We start from the raw sequence: 16,071 nt of genomic DNA, 5'->3' as shown, positions 1-16,071 counted from the left end.
TCTTGTTGTGCGTGTTATTAGAATCAGGCGGCTGCCTGTAGAGAACAACGCTATCCCACGAAACTGTCATCAACCTTGCACGGGGATCAAAACCAACTAAAGTCTAGTCCCCGCGCCTGCCCTCCGGCTGAACCTTCCGACCGACCTACGAAGGTTCGACCTTGGCTTGATCGCGGGCCAATTCCTCCTTTTTCGTTAGCTTGCGGTAAAACACCGCTACGGCCGTGGAATTCAGCACGATAAACAGCGAATACATGACGGGTATGAGCAGAATCAGCTGCTGTGTTTCGCCACTGAACGTCATGATGACGATCAATGCGGCCAGCGGGCCGTTTTGAATCCCCGTTTCAAGAGAGACCGTGCGGGCTTTTTGCGGGTTGAGTTTGAGCACGCGGGAGAATAAATAACCGAATAGAAAACCCACCAAACCGAGCAGAATCACCGCTGCATATACCTGCCAGCTGGTCTCCATCAGCAAGCGCCAGTTGCGCGGTGCCCACGTCACCACCAGAAACACGATCACGATAGCCCCCAACACGCCGCCTACCAGCTCAATGACGGCGCCAAGGTTGGCATTTTTACGGCGTATCCACATGCCCAACAGCGTTGGAATCAGCAGTACGAACAGCAGGCGGCCAATTTGGTCGGGCGGTATGCGGAAGGCGTCATCGATCCCCTGGGTATAAAACGCCATCCACAGCGGCACCAGAACAAAGCCCGCCAGCGTGGAGCAGATGGTCATCATGATGCTGAGGCTGAGCAGGCTGCGTGAGAAGTAGGCAAAAATATTGGAGGTCGTGCCGCCCGGCATGCACCCCATCAGCACTAGCCCCACGGTATGTTCAACCGACAGGTCGAGAAGGCGCGCCAGGGCAAAGGCGATAAAAGGCATCAGCAGATACTGCGATGAGAAGCCAACCCCAATGGCCTGGGGGTGGCGCATGGAGAGTTTGAAGTCCTTGAAGGTGAGCGATGCCCCCATGCCGAACATGATGATCACCATCATGATCGACAGTAAGCTTTCTTCCAATGGGCTTAGCATAGTGCTGTAACTCCGTAGCCTGCCGCTGTTTGCGGTTATTGTTGTTTAGTCTCGGCGTGACTGCCCTGCACGATGGCACGCACTTCTTTGCGCAGCACCTTGCCAACAGGGGTTTTGGGCAGCTCATCCCAGAACACCACTTTTTTGGGAACCTTGTAGGCGGCAAGCTCTGTTTTACAGTGCCGGATAACGTCCTTGGCGCTTAGCCCCTGTTCACGCAGCACGACGTAGGCGTGAACCGCTTCGCCAGTCTGATCGTCGGGGACACCAATGACGGCGGACTCTTGCACTTGTGGTAAGCGCGCAATGCTGTCTTCTACTTCGTTGGGGTAAACGTTAAATCCACTGACCAGAATCATATCTTTTTTACGGTCGACGATTTGAAAGTGACCATCCTCTGACATGGTTCCCACATCGCCGGTGTAAAGCCAGCCACCTTTCAGCGTTTTGGCAGTCTCTTCCGGGTTGTTCCAGTAACCTTTCATGATTTGTGGGCCGCGCGCGATAATCTCGCCAGGCTCGCCCGGGGCAACCGTCACGCCCTGTTCATCGACGATGCGCACCTGGGTAAACGGCGCGGGAATGCCGATGCTGTTAGCACGCTCATGCCCAATCGGGTTGAAGCAGATCACCGGAGAGCTTTCTGTTAGCCCGTAGCCTTCGGCAATCGGTGTGCCGACCACCGCGCGCCAGCGCTCAGCGACGGATTTATGTAGCGCGGTGCCGCCCGCCATCGCCACTTTCATGTTTTTAGGCGGGTACACGGTGAACCACTCTTCGTTGAGCAGCGCGTTGAACAGCGTATTGACGCCTGAAATCCAGGAGATCGGGTAGTTATCAAAAGCGCGCTGGCAGTTCTGAATAGGCCGCGGGCTGGGCACGAGCACGTTGTGCGCCCCTTTGCTGTAGAACGCCAGCAGGTTCACCGTGAACGCGAAAATATGGTAGATGGGCAGTGCGGTGAGGACGCACTCTTTGCCAACCTCTATGTGGCTGCCAACCACCAGATCGACCTGTTCTAAATTGCTCAGCAGATTGCCGTGCGTCAGCTCTGCCCCTTTACTGACGCCGGTGGTGCCGCCGGTGTACTGCAGCAGCGCGGTGTCTTCACGCGCGATAGCCTGCCAGTAGCGCGCCACGTCAATGCCTCGTTCGGCTTGCCGTGCACTGCCCGTTTGAATGGCCTGGCTCAGCGTCACGGCGTTCAGCGAGTGTTGGGGGATGGCTTTGTTCCAATATTTCAGTACGGCATCCAATACCGTGCGCACGACTGGTGAAAACCATTGCGAAAGCGAAGTGAGTACGACGTGCTGAATGCCAGTGTTGGGGAGCACGTCCTCCAGCTTGTCGGCAAACATATCCATGATGACAAGCGTCTTGACGCCAGCATCGTTGAACTGATGCTCCATTTCTCGACGCGTATAGAGCGGATTGACGTTCACCAGCACACAGCCCGCTTTCAAAACGCCGAAAATGGCCACCGGAAGCGCGAGACAGTTGGGCATTTGCACCGCAACGCGGTCGCCTTTGGCAAGCCCCAGGGTGTCACGCAGGTAAACCGCAAACGCATCGGAGAGAGTGTCCGTTTGCCGATAAGCAAGCGTGCCATTCATGCCGTTGGGCATGCAGGTGGTGAACGCGGTGTGGGAGCCAAACTGCTGGGCTGCCGTAGTGACCATCGCGGGAATACTGGCAAAGCGCGGCTGCGGCTGGTCACCTATCGCGTGATGGTTGGTGCCATAAAGATGTGCCCACGGCGCGCTGTCATAGAAGTGATCATTTGACATGCACATTCTCTTCGTTGGGGCCCTTTCATGAAGGGGCCATTGTTTTTATTAGCTTTCTACATGTTTTTCTACATGTTTTTCTACCGCACAGGCTCTCCATGGAATAACGCAGCCGCTGAGTTTAAGTCAACCGTTTTAATTTTTGCTTTCGCCAGGTGGGGCGTCAAATAAAAAAACGGGCCAAGCGCAAGACGCACTGGCCCCGTCAGCTCGGCCCTCACACAACCCTCTGACATCTAGTTCCCGCGCCTGCCCTCCGGCTGAACCTGCTGATTCAGAAACGCGATACCTGCCTCGATGGCACTGCCACGCAGCAGGAAGCTGGCGAAATGGCCTCGGCCACGCTGAAGATACAGCTCGCTGGGCGTACCTTGCGCCTGAAGCGCGGCATAAAAATCGGTGGCGTGATCGACGGGCACGAGCCGATCCCAGCGGCCGTGAAACAAGAAGAACGGCGGTGCTTGAGGTGTGATTTGCCGCGCGGGCGATGCCAGGGCATACGCGTCACGCTTCTCTGCGCGCGTACCACCAATGAAGTCCACCACCAGCCGCCCATCGTTGAACTTCAGCAAGTCGCTGGGCAAACCGCCGGCCAGCACCGCAGCAAGCCGGGCATGCTCGCCGCCGTAGGGGTGTGCCAGGGGGCCTTCACTGCCCGCCAGCGCCAACAGGCTCACCAGGTGAGCCCCTGAGGAAAAGCCCACGCCGACAATGCGGTTCGTATCCACTTGCCACTCGTCGGCATGGCGATGCAGCCAGGCCATGGCCTGCTGCAAGTCGTGCAGCTGGGCGGGGAAACGATATTCCGGTACGAAGCGGTGTTCGATATTGACGGTGACGTAGCCCTGTTCAGCCAGCTGCCGGGCAATGCCTGCCATGTCGTCACGGCTGCGGTTACGCCAACCGCCCCCATGCACCAGCAGGGCGGCTGGACGCAGGCCCGCGCCCTCGGTGCGGGGGAGCAGCACATCGGCCACCAGCGGCTCGGGCCAGTCGTCCGGGGTATAGCGCTGCTGGACCAGCGCCGTGAACGGCAGCGCCTCCCGCAGGCCCTGGCGTTCGATGGCCGGTTCACCCTGGCTGGCCTGATGGGTGGCGCCACAGCCACTGAGCAGCGCTACCAGCGCGCCCAGGCGCGCATAGCGGCCAATGAATCCAAGTTCTGGCATGGTGTTCTCCTGTTTCCTGTTCCCCTCACCCTGTGGCGTGATCCTTGCCCCTCCGCATAAGACCACGGTTGTTGCACACTTCCTGCAACCGATTTACACCAAGCCCCTGGATACTGCCATGGTCAACATTAGCCCATTAATGACCCATGAGGTATGCCATGAAAATGTCTCTTAGCCAACGTTTTGCTCCTGCCTTTCTGGCCATTGCCCTGATGCCCCTGGCGTTCACCGCGCAAGCCGACCATCATGAGCACCGTGGCATGGACCGTGAAGCCATGCACGAGCGCATGGAAGAGCGCCGCCAGGAAGTTTACCAGCGCGCCGAGCTGAGCGAAGAGCAGCAAACCGCGCTGAATCAGGCCCATGCCGAGCATCGTGAAGCGGTCATGGCGCTGCGTGAGGAGCATCAGGCCCGCGTTGCAGAAATTCTGTCAGATGAAGAGCAGCAGGCACTGCGGGATGCCATGCACGACGTGCACGCCGAATACCGTCAGGAGCACGGCAAGCGTGGTGGCCGCCACGGTGATCAGGCCAATGCTGAATAAGCGTTGATTTAACGTTCGTCCTGCCACCCTGCGCCCAGCTCTGCTGGGCGCAGGGCTATCTATACTCCTGTTTCATCATTTTACGTGGTTGGCTCGTCACTTGAACTGGCGTAGCAAACCGCGTATTTTATTTGAACGTTCATTCAAAAATAATTCTTCCCTTGTCTTAACAACAGGAGTCCGCCTCCATGGCGAAAGACAACTCGACCCTCCCCTCGCGGGATCGACTCAACCCCGTGGTTTTCCACGGCAGCGTCGCCGGTATACTCATCTTTCTGGTGATGACCATGTTGTTTACCGAGCAGGCAGGCGCTTTCTTCGACGCGGGCCTGGCCTGGGTAAGCACCACCTTCGGCTGGTACTACATGCTCGCCATCGTCGCCTACCTGGTGTTCGTGGTACTGATCGGCATGTCGCGCTTCGGCAGCATACGCCTGGGCCCGGACCATTCACGCCCGGAGTTTTCGCTGCTCTCCTGGTCCGCCATGCTGTTTGCCGCCGGCATTGGCATTGACCTGTTGTTTTTCAGCGTGGCAGAGCCGGTGGCCCACTACCTGGCCCCGCCGGACCTGACGCCTGAAAGCCAAGAGGCCATGCGCAACGCTGTCGTTCAGACTTACCTGCACTGGGGGCTTTCGGGATGGGGGCTCTACGTGCTGATGGGCATGGCACTCGCCTACTTCAGCTACCGCCACCGCTTGCCACTGGCGATCCGCAGCGCCCTCTACCCACTGCTGGGCAAGCGCATCCACGGCCCCATCGGTAATGCCGTGGATATCACGGCGGTCATTTCCACCGTGTTCGGTATCGCCACCAGTCTTGGGATTGGCGTTCTGCAGCTCAATTACGGCCTCAACTACATGTTCGACGTTCCCGAGACGTTGACGGTACAGATCATCCTGATTGGTCTGGTCGTGGTGCTGGCCACCATTTCCGTGGTGACCGGGGTCGAGAAGGGCATTCGCCGCCTCTCCGAGTTCAACATGCTATTGGCGCTGGCGCTGATGCTGTTCGTGCTGTTTTCCGGCGATACCCTGACCCTGCTCGACAAGGTGGTGAACAACGCCGGTGACTATCTCTCCGGGTTTGTCGCTGCCAGCTTCGATACCTACGCGTTTGCCGACGAAGGCGCCCAGGAGTGGAAAATGTGGTGGACCATTTTCTTCTGGGGCTGGTGGATTGCCTGGACGCCTTTCGTGGGCCTGTTCCTGGCGCGTATTTCTCGTGGCCGCACCATTCGCCAATTCGTCGCCGGTGCGCTGTTCATTCCGCTGTCGTTCATGATGGTGTGGATGTCCATTTTCGGTAACAGCGGTATCGAGCTGGTCGCCAATCAAGGCGTCGTCGAGCTGGGCGAACAGGCGTTGAACTCGCCGCAAACCACCCTCTACACGCTGCTGGAGTACTACCCCTACGTCGGTATCACCGCCGCCGTGGTCACCGTGCTGGGCATTGTGTTCTTCATTACTTCCGCCGACTCCGGCGCCCTGGTACTGGCCAACTTCACCTCGATTCTGAGCGACGTGAACCATGATGCCCCAGTGAAGCTGCGCATTTTCTGGTCGGCCGTGATCGGCCTGATTACCGTGGCACTGCTGATGGCAGGCGGACTGAACGCGCTGCAAAGCGCCGTGGTAATCACCGCCCTGCCGTTCTCGGTGGTGATTTTTGCCATCATGGTAGGCACCTACAAAGCCTTGAAGCTGGAAGGCAGCAAGGCCGATGCACGCCGCATGATTGCAGGTAGTGCGCCTGGCGGCGATTGGCGCGAGCGCCTGGACCGTGCGCTGGATACCTCCAACCGTGCCGGGGCAGCGGCCACCATCGAGCACGCGATCCGTCCCGCCATGACCCAGTTTGCCCAGGAGCTCGAAAGCCGTGGCCAAACCGCCAACGTGACCGAAGAGCAGGTGGAAGGCGAGTCGCTGCCCACCTTGACGCTGCAGGTCGACTTTGGCGAAGCCACCAGCTTTGTCTATCAGGTGTGCCCGCACCGCATGCGCACCCCGAGCTTCATCCCGGCAGACGATGACTTCTACGTGCGCCTGGATGTCTATCTGGCCGAAGGCGGCCAGGATAAAGACCTCAACGGCTACACCCGTGGTCAGGTGATTGGCGACCTGGTGGCCGAGTACGAACGCCACCTGCACTTCCTGACCCTGGCCGGGGAGCAGATGGGCCATGTGCAAGCCATGCCCGGCACCATCGGCGAGCCACCAGAAGACGCCCAGATGTAGCGTCAGCACGTTCTTCCTGCAATCTCTATCCCGGCCACCGTGCCGGGATTTTTTTATGCCTGTTCGAGACGAACGGTCGAGACTAACGCCTTGTTGTGAGAACGCAGGCTCAGGCGTAGCGTAAAAGCTTGTTTGGCTTATCGTTGAGGAGGCTTTCCCATGTCTCGTGACGCTCGCACATCGGGGTATGTATTCCCGATGCCTGGTAGTGCTCTGTTACAGGCGTGGCGTGAAGGCTATACGCTGGATCGGTTGAAGCGCGCAGGCATCAAGCGTGAAACAGGCAAATTGGCGGTCGTCCGTACGCTGACTCACGCCGAAAGAGTGGCTTGGCGTTGGCTAGGTGGTGGCCGATAGCGCACCTGGGATCTAAAACAGGGGAAGTAGCCTTCCCCTGAGGTGATGGCACTCACTGGCTATTAGCTCGCCATGTCCAATACGATACGGCCTTCGATCTTGCCGTCGATCATGCGCTGGAAAACGTCGTTGATGTTGTCCAGCGTGTCGGTGGCCACCGTGGCCGTGACCTTGCCTTCGGCGGCGAAGTCCAGCGCTTCCTGCAGGTCGCTGCGTGTACCGACGATAGAGCCGCGAATGGTAATGCCGTTGAGTACCGTGCTGAAGATCGGCAGCGGGAAATCACCGGGCGGCAGCCCATTCAGCACCAGCGTGCCACCGCGACGCAGCATGTTTTGCGCCTGATCGAAGGCTTTCGGTGAAACGGCCGTGACCAATGCCCCATGGGCTCCGCCAATGGCTTTCTTCAGATAGGCCGCCGGGTCGGTTTTCATGGCGTTGACCGTCACCGTCGCCCCCAGACGTTCGGCCAAGGCCAGCTTGCCGTCATCGATATCCACCGCTGCGACGTTCAGCCCCATGGCCTTGGCATACTGCACGGCCATGTGCCCCAGCCCGCCAATCCCGGAGATCACCACCCACTGGCCCGGGCGAGTGTCGGTCATTTTCAAGCCTTTATAGACCGTCACCCCAGCGCACAGCACCGGCGCGATGTCGATGAAATCCACCGACGCCGGCAGCCGCCCCACATAGCCTGCATCTGCCAAGGTATAGTCGGCAAAGCCGCCGTTGACGCTATAGCCTGTGTTTTGCTGAGACTCGCACAGCGTCTCCCACCCGCCCAGACAGTGCTCGCAGTAGCCACAGGCGGAATAAAGCCAGGGCACACCGATGCGGTCTCCCTCTTTGACATGGGAGACGCCCTCTCCCACGGCCACGATGTAGCCGACGCCCTCATGCCCGGGAATAAACGGTGGCGAAGGCTTCACCGGCCAATCACCGTGGGCGGCGTGTAAATCGGTATGGCAAACCCCGGAGGCCGCCACTTTCATCAATACTTCGCCCTGTTTGGGACGAGGTACATCGACTTCTTCGATGACCAGCGGCTGGCCAAACTCGCGAACCACTGCTGCGCGCATTGTGCTATCCATGTGCAACTCCTCTTGATGGTCGATACGGCCATTTGAAAACGGCTCTTATCAATAGAGTCAGCGTCAGGGGGACTGACAATACCGCCCGACAGGTGCCGGGCGGCGTGGTTGGCATACCTGGACGCAGGCTAGAAAAAGCCCAGCGGATTGATGTCGTAGCTGACCAGCAGGTTTTTGGTCTGCTGGTAATGTTCCAGCGCGACCTTGTGGGTTTCGCGGCCAACCCCGGACTTCTTGTAGCCACCGAAGGCCGCATGGGCCGGGTACTGGTGGTAGCAGTTGGTCCACACGCGGCCTGCCTGAATGCCACGCCCCATGCGGAAGGCCACGTTGATGTCGCGACTCCACACGCCTGCCCCCAGGCCAAACTCGGTGTCGTTGGCAATGGCCAGCGCTTCCTCTTCGTCCTTGAAGGTCGTGACGGCCACCACCGGCCCAAAGATCTCTTCCTGGAACACACGCATCTGGTTATTGCCTTTCAGCAGCGTGGGCTGAATGTAATAACCGCTGTTGATGCTGTCGTCGAGGGTCTCCTTGTCGCCCCCGGTGAGGAACTCCGCGCCCTCGTCACGGGCGATGTCCATGTAGGACATGATCTTGTCGAACTGCTCCTGTGAGGCCTGAGCGCCCACTTGAACGTCGGTATCCAGCGGGTTGCCGCGCTTGATGGTTTTGGTGCGTTCGAGCACTTTGGCCATGAACTCGTCGTACATGCTCTCCTGAATCAGCGCACGCGATGGGCAGGTACACACTTCGCCCTGGTTGAAGAAAGCCAGTACCAGGCCCTCGACCGCCTTATCGATGAAGGACGGTTCGGCCTGCATGATATCGGCGAAGTAGATATTGGGCGACTTGCCGCCCAGCTCGACGGTAGAAGGAATGATATTCTCGGCCGCGCACTTGAGAATATGCGACCCTACGGGTGTCGAGCCGGTAAAGGCAATCTTGGCAATACGCTTGCTGGTCGCCAGCGCCTGACCGGCTTCCGCGCCGAAACCATTGACGATATTGAGCACGCCAGGCGGCAGCAGGTCACCGATCAGCTCGGCCACTTTCAAAATGGAGGCAGGCGTCTGCTCGGCGGGCTTGAGCACAACGCAGTTACCGGCGGCCAGCGCGGGGCCAAGCTTCCAGGCAGCCATCAGAATGGGGAAGTTCCAGGGGATGATTTGCCCGACGACCCCCAGCGGCTCGTGAAAATGATAGGCCACGGTATTGGCATCGATGTCAGCCGCGGTGCCCTCCTGGGACCGCAGGCAGCCCGCGAAGTAGCGGAAGTGGTCGACCGCCAGCGGAATATCGGCATTGAGCGTTTCCCGCACGGCCTTGCCGTTATCCCACGTTTCGGCCACGGCCAGCATTTCGAGGTTTTGCTCTATGCGGTCGGCGATCTTGAGCAGAATGTTGCTGCGTTCTTGTGCGGAGGTCTTGCCCCAGGCAGGCGCTGCCTGGTGGGCGGCATCCAGCGCTTTTTCGATGTCTTCGGCGCTGGAGCGGGGAATTTCACAGAACACTTTGCCATTGACTGGGCTAATGTTGTCGAAGTATTGGCCCTTCACCGGAGGTACGAACTCACCGCCGATGTAGTTGCCATAGCGTTTTTCGAACGACACGACTGAGCCCGATTCACCTGGGTTGGCGTAGATCATGGTGCTGCTCCTGAGTATTATGATTATTAAAAGGTGCCTGTTCAGTGTTGGTCACCGAAGGCAATCCCGATATCGCCCAATGGCAGGATGCACCCTCATTCCTTGGTAGGAGATGCCATGTATTCGCTACTAGTGGCCGATGACCACCCGCTGTTTCGCGACGCGCTTCAAGCGGTCATCCGCGGCGGGCTGGCCGACACGCGGCTGTTGGAGGCTGACAGCCTGGCGGCAGCCATGGCGCATATCGAGGCACACGACACGCTGGATTTGCTGCTACTGGATTTGAGCCTGCCGGATGCCGACGGCCTGGAAGGGCTGAAAACGTTGCGCAGCGCCTTTCCCTGGCTGCCGGTGGCCATTGTTTCGGCGCATCAGGAGCGCCAACTGGTGCTGGATGCCATCACCCAAGGCGCGGTGGGCTATATCCCCAAGTCCACACCCGGCGAGCAGCTATTGTCGGCGCTGGAGCAGATACTCCAGGGCCAGCTGTATCTGCCTGCCGATATCATGCGCCGCCCTCCTGCCCAACGCGCTCCTGCCGCGGCCAGCGTCTCCTCGTCGGCCGCCCTCCAGGACGTCGAACGACCCGTGCGCCTACCGCGCTTGACCGACAAGCAGTTGGATGTATTGAGATGCATGAGCCAGGGCATGTCGAACAAGCAGATCGCGCGTGAACTGACGATTGCCGAAACCACTGTCAAAACCCATGTCTCCGCCATCCTTCGCAAACTGGGCGCGTCCAGCCGTGTGCATGCCATCGTGCTGGCCAGCGAAGAGGATCTGAGCAGCCATATTGCCCAGCGTACGGCCAGCCTGTCGGGCAAGTCCTCCCCTTGAACCAACGCGCCCTATCCTGGCGGATGGTTCTCCAGTAGCGTTCCCAGCAGCATTTTGAGCCGCAGGGGCTTCAGAGGTTTCAGCAAGTAGTGCAGGCCTGCCTCCCGAGAGGCGCGCTTGACCGCGGCTTCGTGGTTGGCGGTAATGACGACGGTCGCGAGGCCGGGATAACGCCGCCGCAGTCGCGCGGCCAGATCGATGCCATTTTCGCGATGCTCACCCAGATGATAATCCACCAGCAGCACCGCAGGCCGCTCCCCGTCACTGGCCGCCTCCAGCGCACTCACCGTGGCGGCAGCACGCACTCGGCAGCCCCAACCGCTGAGCAGCGCCTGCATGCCCGCGAGGATGGCCGGGTCATCGTCTACTACCCACACGACGCAGCCCTGCAGAGGGTCTTCATGCCACCAACCAGCGTCCACCCCGCTTGCAGACGCTTCACCGGCCGCTCCCGCATAGGGCACGAGAATGGAGAACAGGGAGCCACGCCCGGGCCGCGACGTTAGCGCAACCGGGTGTTCCAGCATGGCACTGATACGGTCGACGATGGCCAGGCCCAGCCCAAGCCCGCGGCTGTGGTCTCCCTGAGGCTGGCTGGCACGACGAAATTCGAGAAAGATCGCTTGCCGCTGCGCTTCAGGAATTCCGGTGCCCGTATCCCCCACCATGATCTCGAGTCCGTTGGTTCGCCGCCGACATCCCAACAACAGGTGCCCCTGTTCGGTGTAGCGAACGGCGTTACTCAGGAAGTTGCGCACCACTCGCGCCAACAGTGCCAGATCCGAGTCCACCCAGGCCCGAGACGCCACGTAGTGAAACGACAAGCCGCGCACGGCAGCCACCTGACGATACTCCTCGGCCAGCGCATCCAGCAGGGTACTCACGGCAAAGGGTGCCTTGTCGGCGTGGAGCACCCCGGCGTCCAGCCGTGAAATGTCCACCAGCGTGCCCAGCAAGCCTTCGACATCCTTCAAGGAGCGGCCGATATGCCCCACCAACGCCTGCGAGGCATCGGGCAACGTATGCGTTTCCAAGGCGCTGGCAAACAGCCGTGCGGCGTTCAAGGGCTGCAGCAAGTCGTGGCTGACCGCCGCCAGAAAGCGGGTCTTGGAGAGGTTGGCGGCTTCAGCCTGCGCGTTGGCCGCCAACAGCCGAGCATTCACGCGCCCCAGTTCGTCCAGCGCGCGATGCAGGGCATCGGTGCGCTCGCGCACCTGCTCGGCCAGCAGCACCGAGCGTTCGAACGCGGCATACGGGGCGCCGCTGGGACTGCCGCCTGACTCCACGCGCTCCATCAACGCTTGGCATACTTTGCGCAAACGGCGATTTTCCTCCTGCAGCGTTGCCAGAGTCGGCTGTTCACCGTGTTGCTCAGGCGGCTGGAAGAGCGCCAAAGGCCACCCCCGTAAACGTCTGATTCACATGCATGCCATGGTGCTGCTCACCATAGGTATTGAAGCCGACCACGTTGGCATGGCGCAGCAGCATCGAGGCCTGAACCAGCTGGTCCAACGATTCGAGCGCCATGCGCCGCAAAAAGCAGTCACAGCCAAGGATGGCCACTGGTGCCCCCAGGCGAGCTTCCACCCGTGCCAGCATGGTCGCAAGGTTCTCCAACAAAGGGGCTGGCTGCATGGCCGTGAGGACGATGCCATTTTCAACGGCACAGTAGAAACTCAGGCTGTCGTCATCATTGACGCGCTGGATGGAGCGAATGTAGTGCTGGCCTCCCAATCGCACGGCCAGCGGGTGTTGGGCAAATACCACGGGGTCCAGTGCCGCCACCGGACGCCCTACCAGTTCGGCATAGAGCTGGGCCGCGGGCAACCCATTCAGCTCATGTACCCGCCGCTGCTCATGGTCGACCGCCGTCACCACCAGCTTGTGCGCCAGGGGCCGCAAATGGTGCGTGGAAAACACCTCGAACGGCAGCTGAGTATTGATCATCACCACCACGGCAGCCTGGGTGTGAAAGCGGCCATTCGCGTAGACATGGGTATGGGACAGATGATTGTCGTCACCGGCCGAGCCTCCGAAGCTGGGAATGCGCCCCAGCGCGGCATCCAGCGTGGCCAGCACCTGCTCTTCGCGGCTCGACAAGCCATCCAGCAGCGTGAGCGCAAAGCTGTGCTCATTGACGGGCGCTACCGCCTGCTGCCGACAATGATCAAGCAAGGTGTCGACCAGTGACTGAGCCACGGCGAGATCAAAACCTTCGAGATCGTCGATCAATGCCGTTTCGACGGCGAAAAACCGCTGATCGAGACATATGGCGACAATGGACCCTCGCTCGTAACCTTGCGGAGTCAGCTCACCTGCCGTGGTACAACCGCTGATGGGCAGCTCACCAAAGGCCGCCCCAAGCGCCGTTGCCAATGCCTCCAACGGATACTCCGCGCTGCAAAAGAACAACAAAAAGCCCGCATTGGGATGGTGCAACTGGGAAGCCAGCTCTGCGGCCGCCTGAGCGGGGTCGGCATGGCGACTTGCAGCAGTACGGATACCGTTGTCAGTAGAGTTGATGGTCACGACGCCATTTCTCCAGCGCTGCATGAGTACGACCTGCGCAGTGGCGTACGCTGCTGAATGCACGCATCAGTTGCTCACCTTCGGGCGCAGGCATATCGGCCATCAGCTCCAGGCGCTTGGCCTCGGCAGCCAACCGCTCGGCTCCGATGCTCAACGACTCGCCGCGCAGCTGGTGTGCAAGCCGCTTCACTTGCAGCGCCTGTTCGCTGTCCATATGCCCTTCACTGGAGAAGTAGCCGGCTAGCTGCGCGGTATAGTCGCTGACTTGCTGGTGATAAAGCACGATCAGTTGGGTCACACTCTCGCTACCCAACGAGGCCAGCAGCGTTTGCAGTGCGGACTCGTCCAACAGGCACGCGTCATCATGCTCTTCCGGTGTCTCGGGCATGCTGGGTAGCGGTTGCCCCGGCTGTTCGGTCAGGTACAGGGCCAGCACATTGCTCAATGCCAGCAGCGATAGCGGCTTGGTGATGTAATCGTTCATCCCGGCGGCCAGACAGCGCTGACGGTCATCGTCGGCACCGCCCGCGGTCATGGCGATGATGGGCACCTGCTGACACCAGCCTGCCTGTTGGCGCAGTCGACGCGTGACCTCGATGCCACTCATATCGGGCAGCTGGATATCCATGAACACCAGGTGTACTGGCTGACGCTTGACCATGTTCAGCGCTTCATGGCCATTTTCGGCACACACCACTTCACACCCCAGTCGCGAGAGCAAGCCCACGGCCACTTTCCGATTGACGGCATTATCTTCCACCAGCAGTAGCGAGAACCCCGCGAAATCCTTGGAAGGAGCGACAGGCAAGGGAGCATCGATCGGGCTTGCTTCGACCAAAGGCAGCTCACACCAGAACGTACTGCCTTGACCAGGCTCACTGTTCACTCCCATGCGGCCCTGCATGGCTTCGCACAAGCGCTTGCAAATCGCCAGCCCCAGCCCGGTACCCCCGTAGCGCCTGGCGATGCTTTCGTCGGCCTGCTGAAAGGGCTCGAACAAGGATGCCTGCTGTTCAGGGTGGATACCGCACCCGGTATCGCGGATTTCAAATACCAGTACGTTGACGGTAGAACTGACTCGGATGGTGACGCTGCCATAATCGGTGAATTTGATGGCGTTGGCGATCAGGTTGAGCAGAATCTGGCGTAGCCGACCGGCATCGATCATGACCCAGGCGGGCACCAGCGCATCGATATCCAGCGAGAGCTGCACACCTTTGGCCTGAGCCCTGGGTTCGAACAGTGCCATGACGCCTTCCACCAAGGGAGCGAGCGCCGTGGGGATCGTTTCCAGCGTCAAATGACCTGCCTCGATCTTGGAGAAGTCGAGAATCTCGTTGATCATGGCCAGCAACTGATTGGCGCTCTCGTGGATCGTTCGGGCGTAATCTTCTACCTGAGCAGGGCTGGCAGGCTCACGAAGCAGTTCGCTCATCCCGATCACGCCGTTCAGAGGCGTACGAATTTCATGGCTGACCATGGCCAGGAAATCGGATTTGGCATGGTTGGCCGCCTGCGCCTGGCGAGCGGTCACCTGGAGCTGTTTGCCCAGCTGCTCCTGTTCACGGCGCGCGGCCGCGCTTTCTCGCATTTCACGCACCAAAAACGCAATGACCAGCAAGACGGCCACGCTCATTCCGAACAGCAGCGTAATGAGCAGCTTGTACAGCGCGCTCAACAAGGCGCGCTCTTCTGTTGCCGACTCGGCGAGATAGCCATTGATCGCAATCACGAAACGCTCGGTCAGGCGAGTGAGGGCCTGCAGCTCTGTTTCCAGTTCCGTGATAGGCAGTGGCGTCAGCACGGCATACGGCTCGAACATGGGATCAAGCCGATCCAGTTGCTGTTGAATCGACGCCAATAGCTCCCTCGCCGCACTGATACTCTGCAATAGCGAACTCACCTCGCCTTCACGCAACAGCGTGATGCGGCTGTAGAGCAGCTCGAACCTCAGGTTGAGCGCGTCTTGAGCGGTGGGAGAGAGCGAAGTACGCGTTTCTGCCAGCAGATGATTCAATAGCTGAACGGCATCGCGGTCAAGTTTATAGACCACCCAGGCCGTATCTTCGCGCAGGCTCTGGGTCAGGTTGTCCTGGCGCCATGCGGAGAGCCCTGCCACCACCAGCGCGGCGGCAAACAGCAGCACCGTGATGATGGCCAGCAGCTTGAGACGCCGTGGGTAACGCAGCAAGCGAGGTGCCCGAGGCGTAGACTCACTGGCGGACATTGATATGCATTACCTGCCAGACTGCCCTGAAGCGCATGCGCTCGCTCAGCAGTGCTTCGTCATGATCAAAGGGGTAAAGTACCCATAGCGGGCCATACTCACGAATCGGGATGGCTTGATCATCGCGCTCCAGCGCGAGAATGACATCGTAGTCGTAAAAGTCACTGATCGGGATTTCCGCCTCGTAACCATTCAGCGCGGCAACGTTGACGGTATCTCCCTCATTCTCCAGGAACTCCAGCAACGTGCGCATCAACGGGCCACGGTAGTGGCTTTTGCCTTCTGTCCACGGGGTCCCCGTAGTAAACGAGTGCTGCGGTAACGCCAGCAGCATCTCGCGATCGAACTCAGCCTGATGCTCTGCGTTGGTGGCTCCGATGCCACCGTCGACCGTAAGAATGACAGGCCCTGCAGGCGCTTCCAGCGGCTTTGTCGTCTCTGCCAGCACTGCATGAGGAATGCTGAACGCCAGCATGATCCACCCCAATAACACCGCTTTCACTACTATGCCCTCGTATCGTATTGCCCTGAGCGCACCACGCGAATCAAGCCTTGCGACAGGAACAAAATAAAAAGAGATGGCGCCTAGGGTACGCCATCT

Annotated in this window: 13 protein-coding genes; 4 read left to right on the top strand and 9 right to left on the bottom strand. The window is 59.7% G+C overall.

The features are described 5' to 3' along the window. Positions 1-145 precede the first annotated feature (145 nt). The 3 genes from LG409_RS03795 to LG409_RS03785 all read right to left on the bottom strand — a co-directional run bounded on the left by LG409_RS03795 (position 146) and on the right by LG409_RS03785 (position 3,998). A complete protein-coding gene (locus tag LG409_RS03795; RefSeq protein ID WP_016916240.1) occupies positions 146-1,042 on the bottom strand; it encodes a bile acid:sodium symporter family protein in 897 nt (298 codons plus the stop codon). A gap of 35 nt (positions 1,043-1,077) precedes the next feature. Continuing rightward, the gene (locus LG409_RS03790; RefSeq protein ID WP_227407637.1) at positions 1,078-2,829 is read right to left on the bottom strand and encodes an AMP-binding protein; all 1,752 of its coding nucleotides are present in this window, start codon (positions 2,827-2,829) and stop codon (positions 1,078-1,080) included. A 236-nt stretch (positions 2,830-3,065) separates the two neighbouring features. Further along, on the bottom strand, positions 3,066-3,998 hold the full coding sequence (locus LG409_RS03785; protein ID WP_189462556.1) for an alpha/beta hydrolase: 933 nt from the start codon (positions 3,996-3,998) through the stop codon (positions 3,066-3,068). Positions 3,999-4,156: 158 nt separating this feature from the next. Here LG409_RS03785 and LG409_RS03780 point away from each other — a divergent pair, with 158 nt between their 5' ends. The 3 genes from LG409_RS03780 (at position 4,157) to LG409_RS03770 (ending at position 7,137) form a co-directional block, all read left to right on the top strand. After that, entirely contained in the window at positions 4,157-4,543 is a 387-nt protein-coding gene (locus LG409_RS03780) for a hypothetical protein (protein WP_100731945.1), read from the top strand. 188 nt (positions 4,544-4,731) lie between these two features. Beyond that, a complete protein-coding gene (gene betT, locus LG409_RS03775) occupies positions 4,732-6,780 on the top strand; it encodes a choline BCCT transporter BetT (protein ID WP_039175479.1) in 2,049 nt (682 codons plus the stop codon). A 159-nt stretch (positions 6,781-6,939) separates the two neighbouring features. After that, a complete protein-coding gene (locus LG409_RS03770; protein ID WP_096921415.1) occupies positions 6,940-7,137 on the top strand; it encodes a hypothetical protein in 198 nt (65 codons plus the stop codon). 62 nt (positions 7,138-7,199) lie between these two features. On the opposite strand, the gene adhP is transcribed toward LG409_RS03770, so the two are convergent. Beyond that, complete coding sequence (gene adhP, locus LG409_RS03765) at positions 7,200-8,228, bottom strand: alcohol dehydrogenase AdhP (RefSeq protein ID WP_096921416.1); 1,029 nt, start codon at positions 8,226-8,228, stop codon at positions 7,200-7,202. A 128-nt stretch (positions 8,229-8,356) separates the two neighbouring features. Continuing rightward, positions 8,357-9,877 (bottom strand): acetaldehyde dehydrogenase ExaC, encoded by a 1,521-nt coding sequence (gene exaC, locus LG409_RS03760; protein WP_096921417.1) that lies wholly within the window; start codon positions 9,875-9,877, stop codon positions 8,357-8,359. Between the two features lie 117 nt (positions 9,878-9,994). On the opposite strand from exaC, the gene LG409_RS03755 reads away from it, so the two are divergent. Further along, positions 9,995-10,714, top strand: coding sequence for a response regulator (locus LG409_RS03755; protein ID WP_096921418.1), 720 nt, complete (start codon positions 9,995-9,997; stop codon positions 10,712-10,714). Between the two features lie 11 nt (positions 10,715-10,725). Here LG409_RS03755 and LG409_RS03750 read toward each other — a convergent pair whose 3' ends face one another. Genes LG409_RS03750 through LG409_RS03735 form a run of 4 tightly spaced genes read right to left on the bottom strand, consistent with a single transcriptional unit; the run spans position 10,726 to position 15,945 of the window. Next, the gene (locus LG409_RS03750; RefSeq protein WP_096921419.1) at positions 10,726-12,108 is read right to left on the bottom strand and encodes a hybrid sensor histidine kinase/response regulator; all 1,383 of its coding nucleotides are present in this window, start codon (positions 12,106-12,108) and stop codon (positions 10,726-10,728) included. Beyond that, positions 12,086-13,267, bottom strand: coding sequence for a nitric oxide-sensing protein NosP (gene nosP / locus LG409_RS03745; RefSeq protein WP_205738333.1), 1,182 nt, complete (start codon positions 13,265-13,267; stop codon positions 12,086-12,088). Before nosP ends, LG409_RS03750 begins: the two co-directional genes overlap by 23 nt. Then, complete coding sequence (locus LG409_RS03740) at positions 13,224-15,470, bottom strand: ATP-binding protein (protein WP_096921421.1); 2,247 nt, start codon at positions 15,468-15,470, stop codon at positions 13,224-13,226. Before LG409_RS03740 ends, nosP begins: the two co-directional genes overlap by 44 nt. After that, positions 15,457-15,945, bottom strand: a complete 489-nt coding sequence (locus tag LG409_RS03735; protein WP_144980281.1) for a molybdopterin-dependent oxidoreductase — start codon at positions 15,943-15,945, stop codon at positions 15,457-15,459. The genes LG409_RS03740 and LG409_RS03735 overlap by 14 nt, the downstream gene beginning before the upstream one ends. Positions 15,946-16,071: the final 126 nt, after the last annotated feature.

It is taken from the genome of Halomonas sp. NyZ770 (assembly GCF_020616575.1).
GTDB lineage: Bacteria > Pseudomonadota > Gammaproteobacteria > Pseudomonadales > Halomonadaceae > Vreelandella > Vreelandella hamiltonii.
This window is presented reverse-complemented; position numbering and strand designations above follow the sequence as displayed.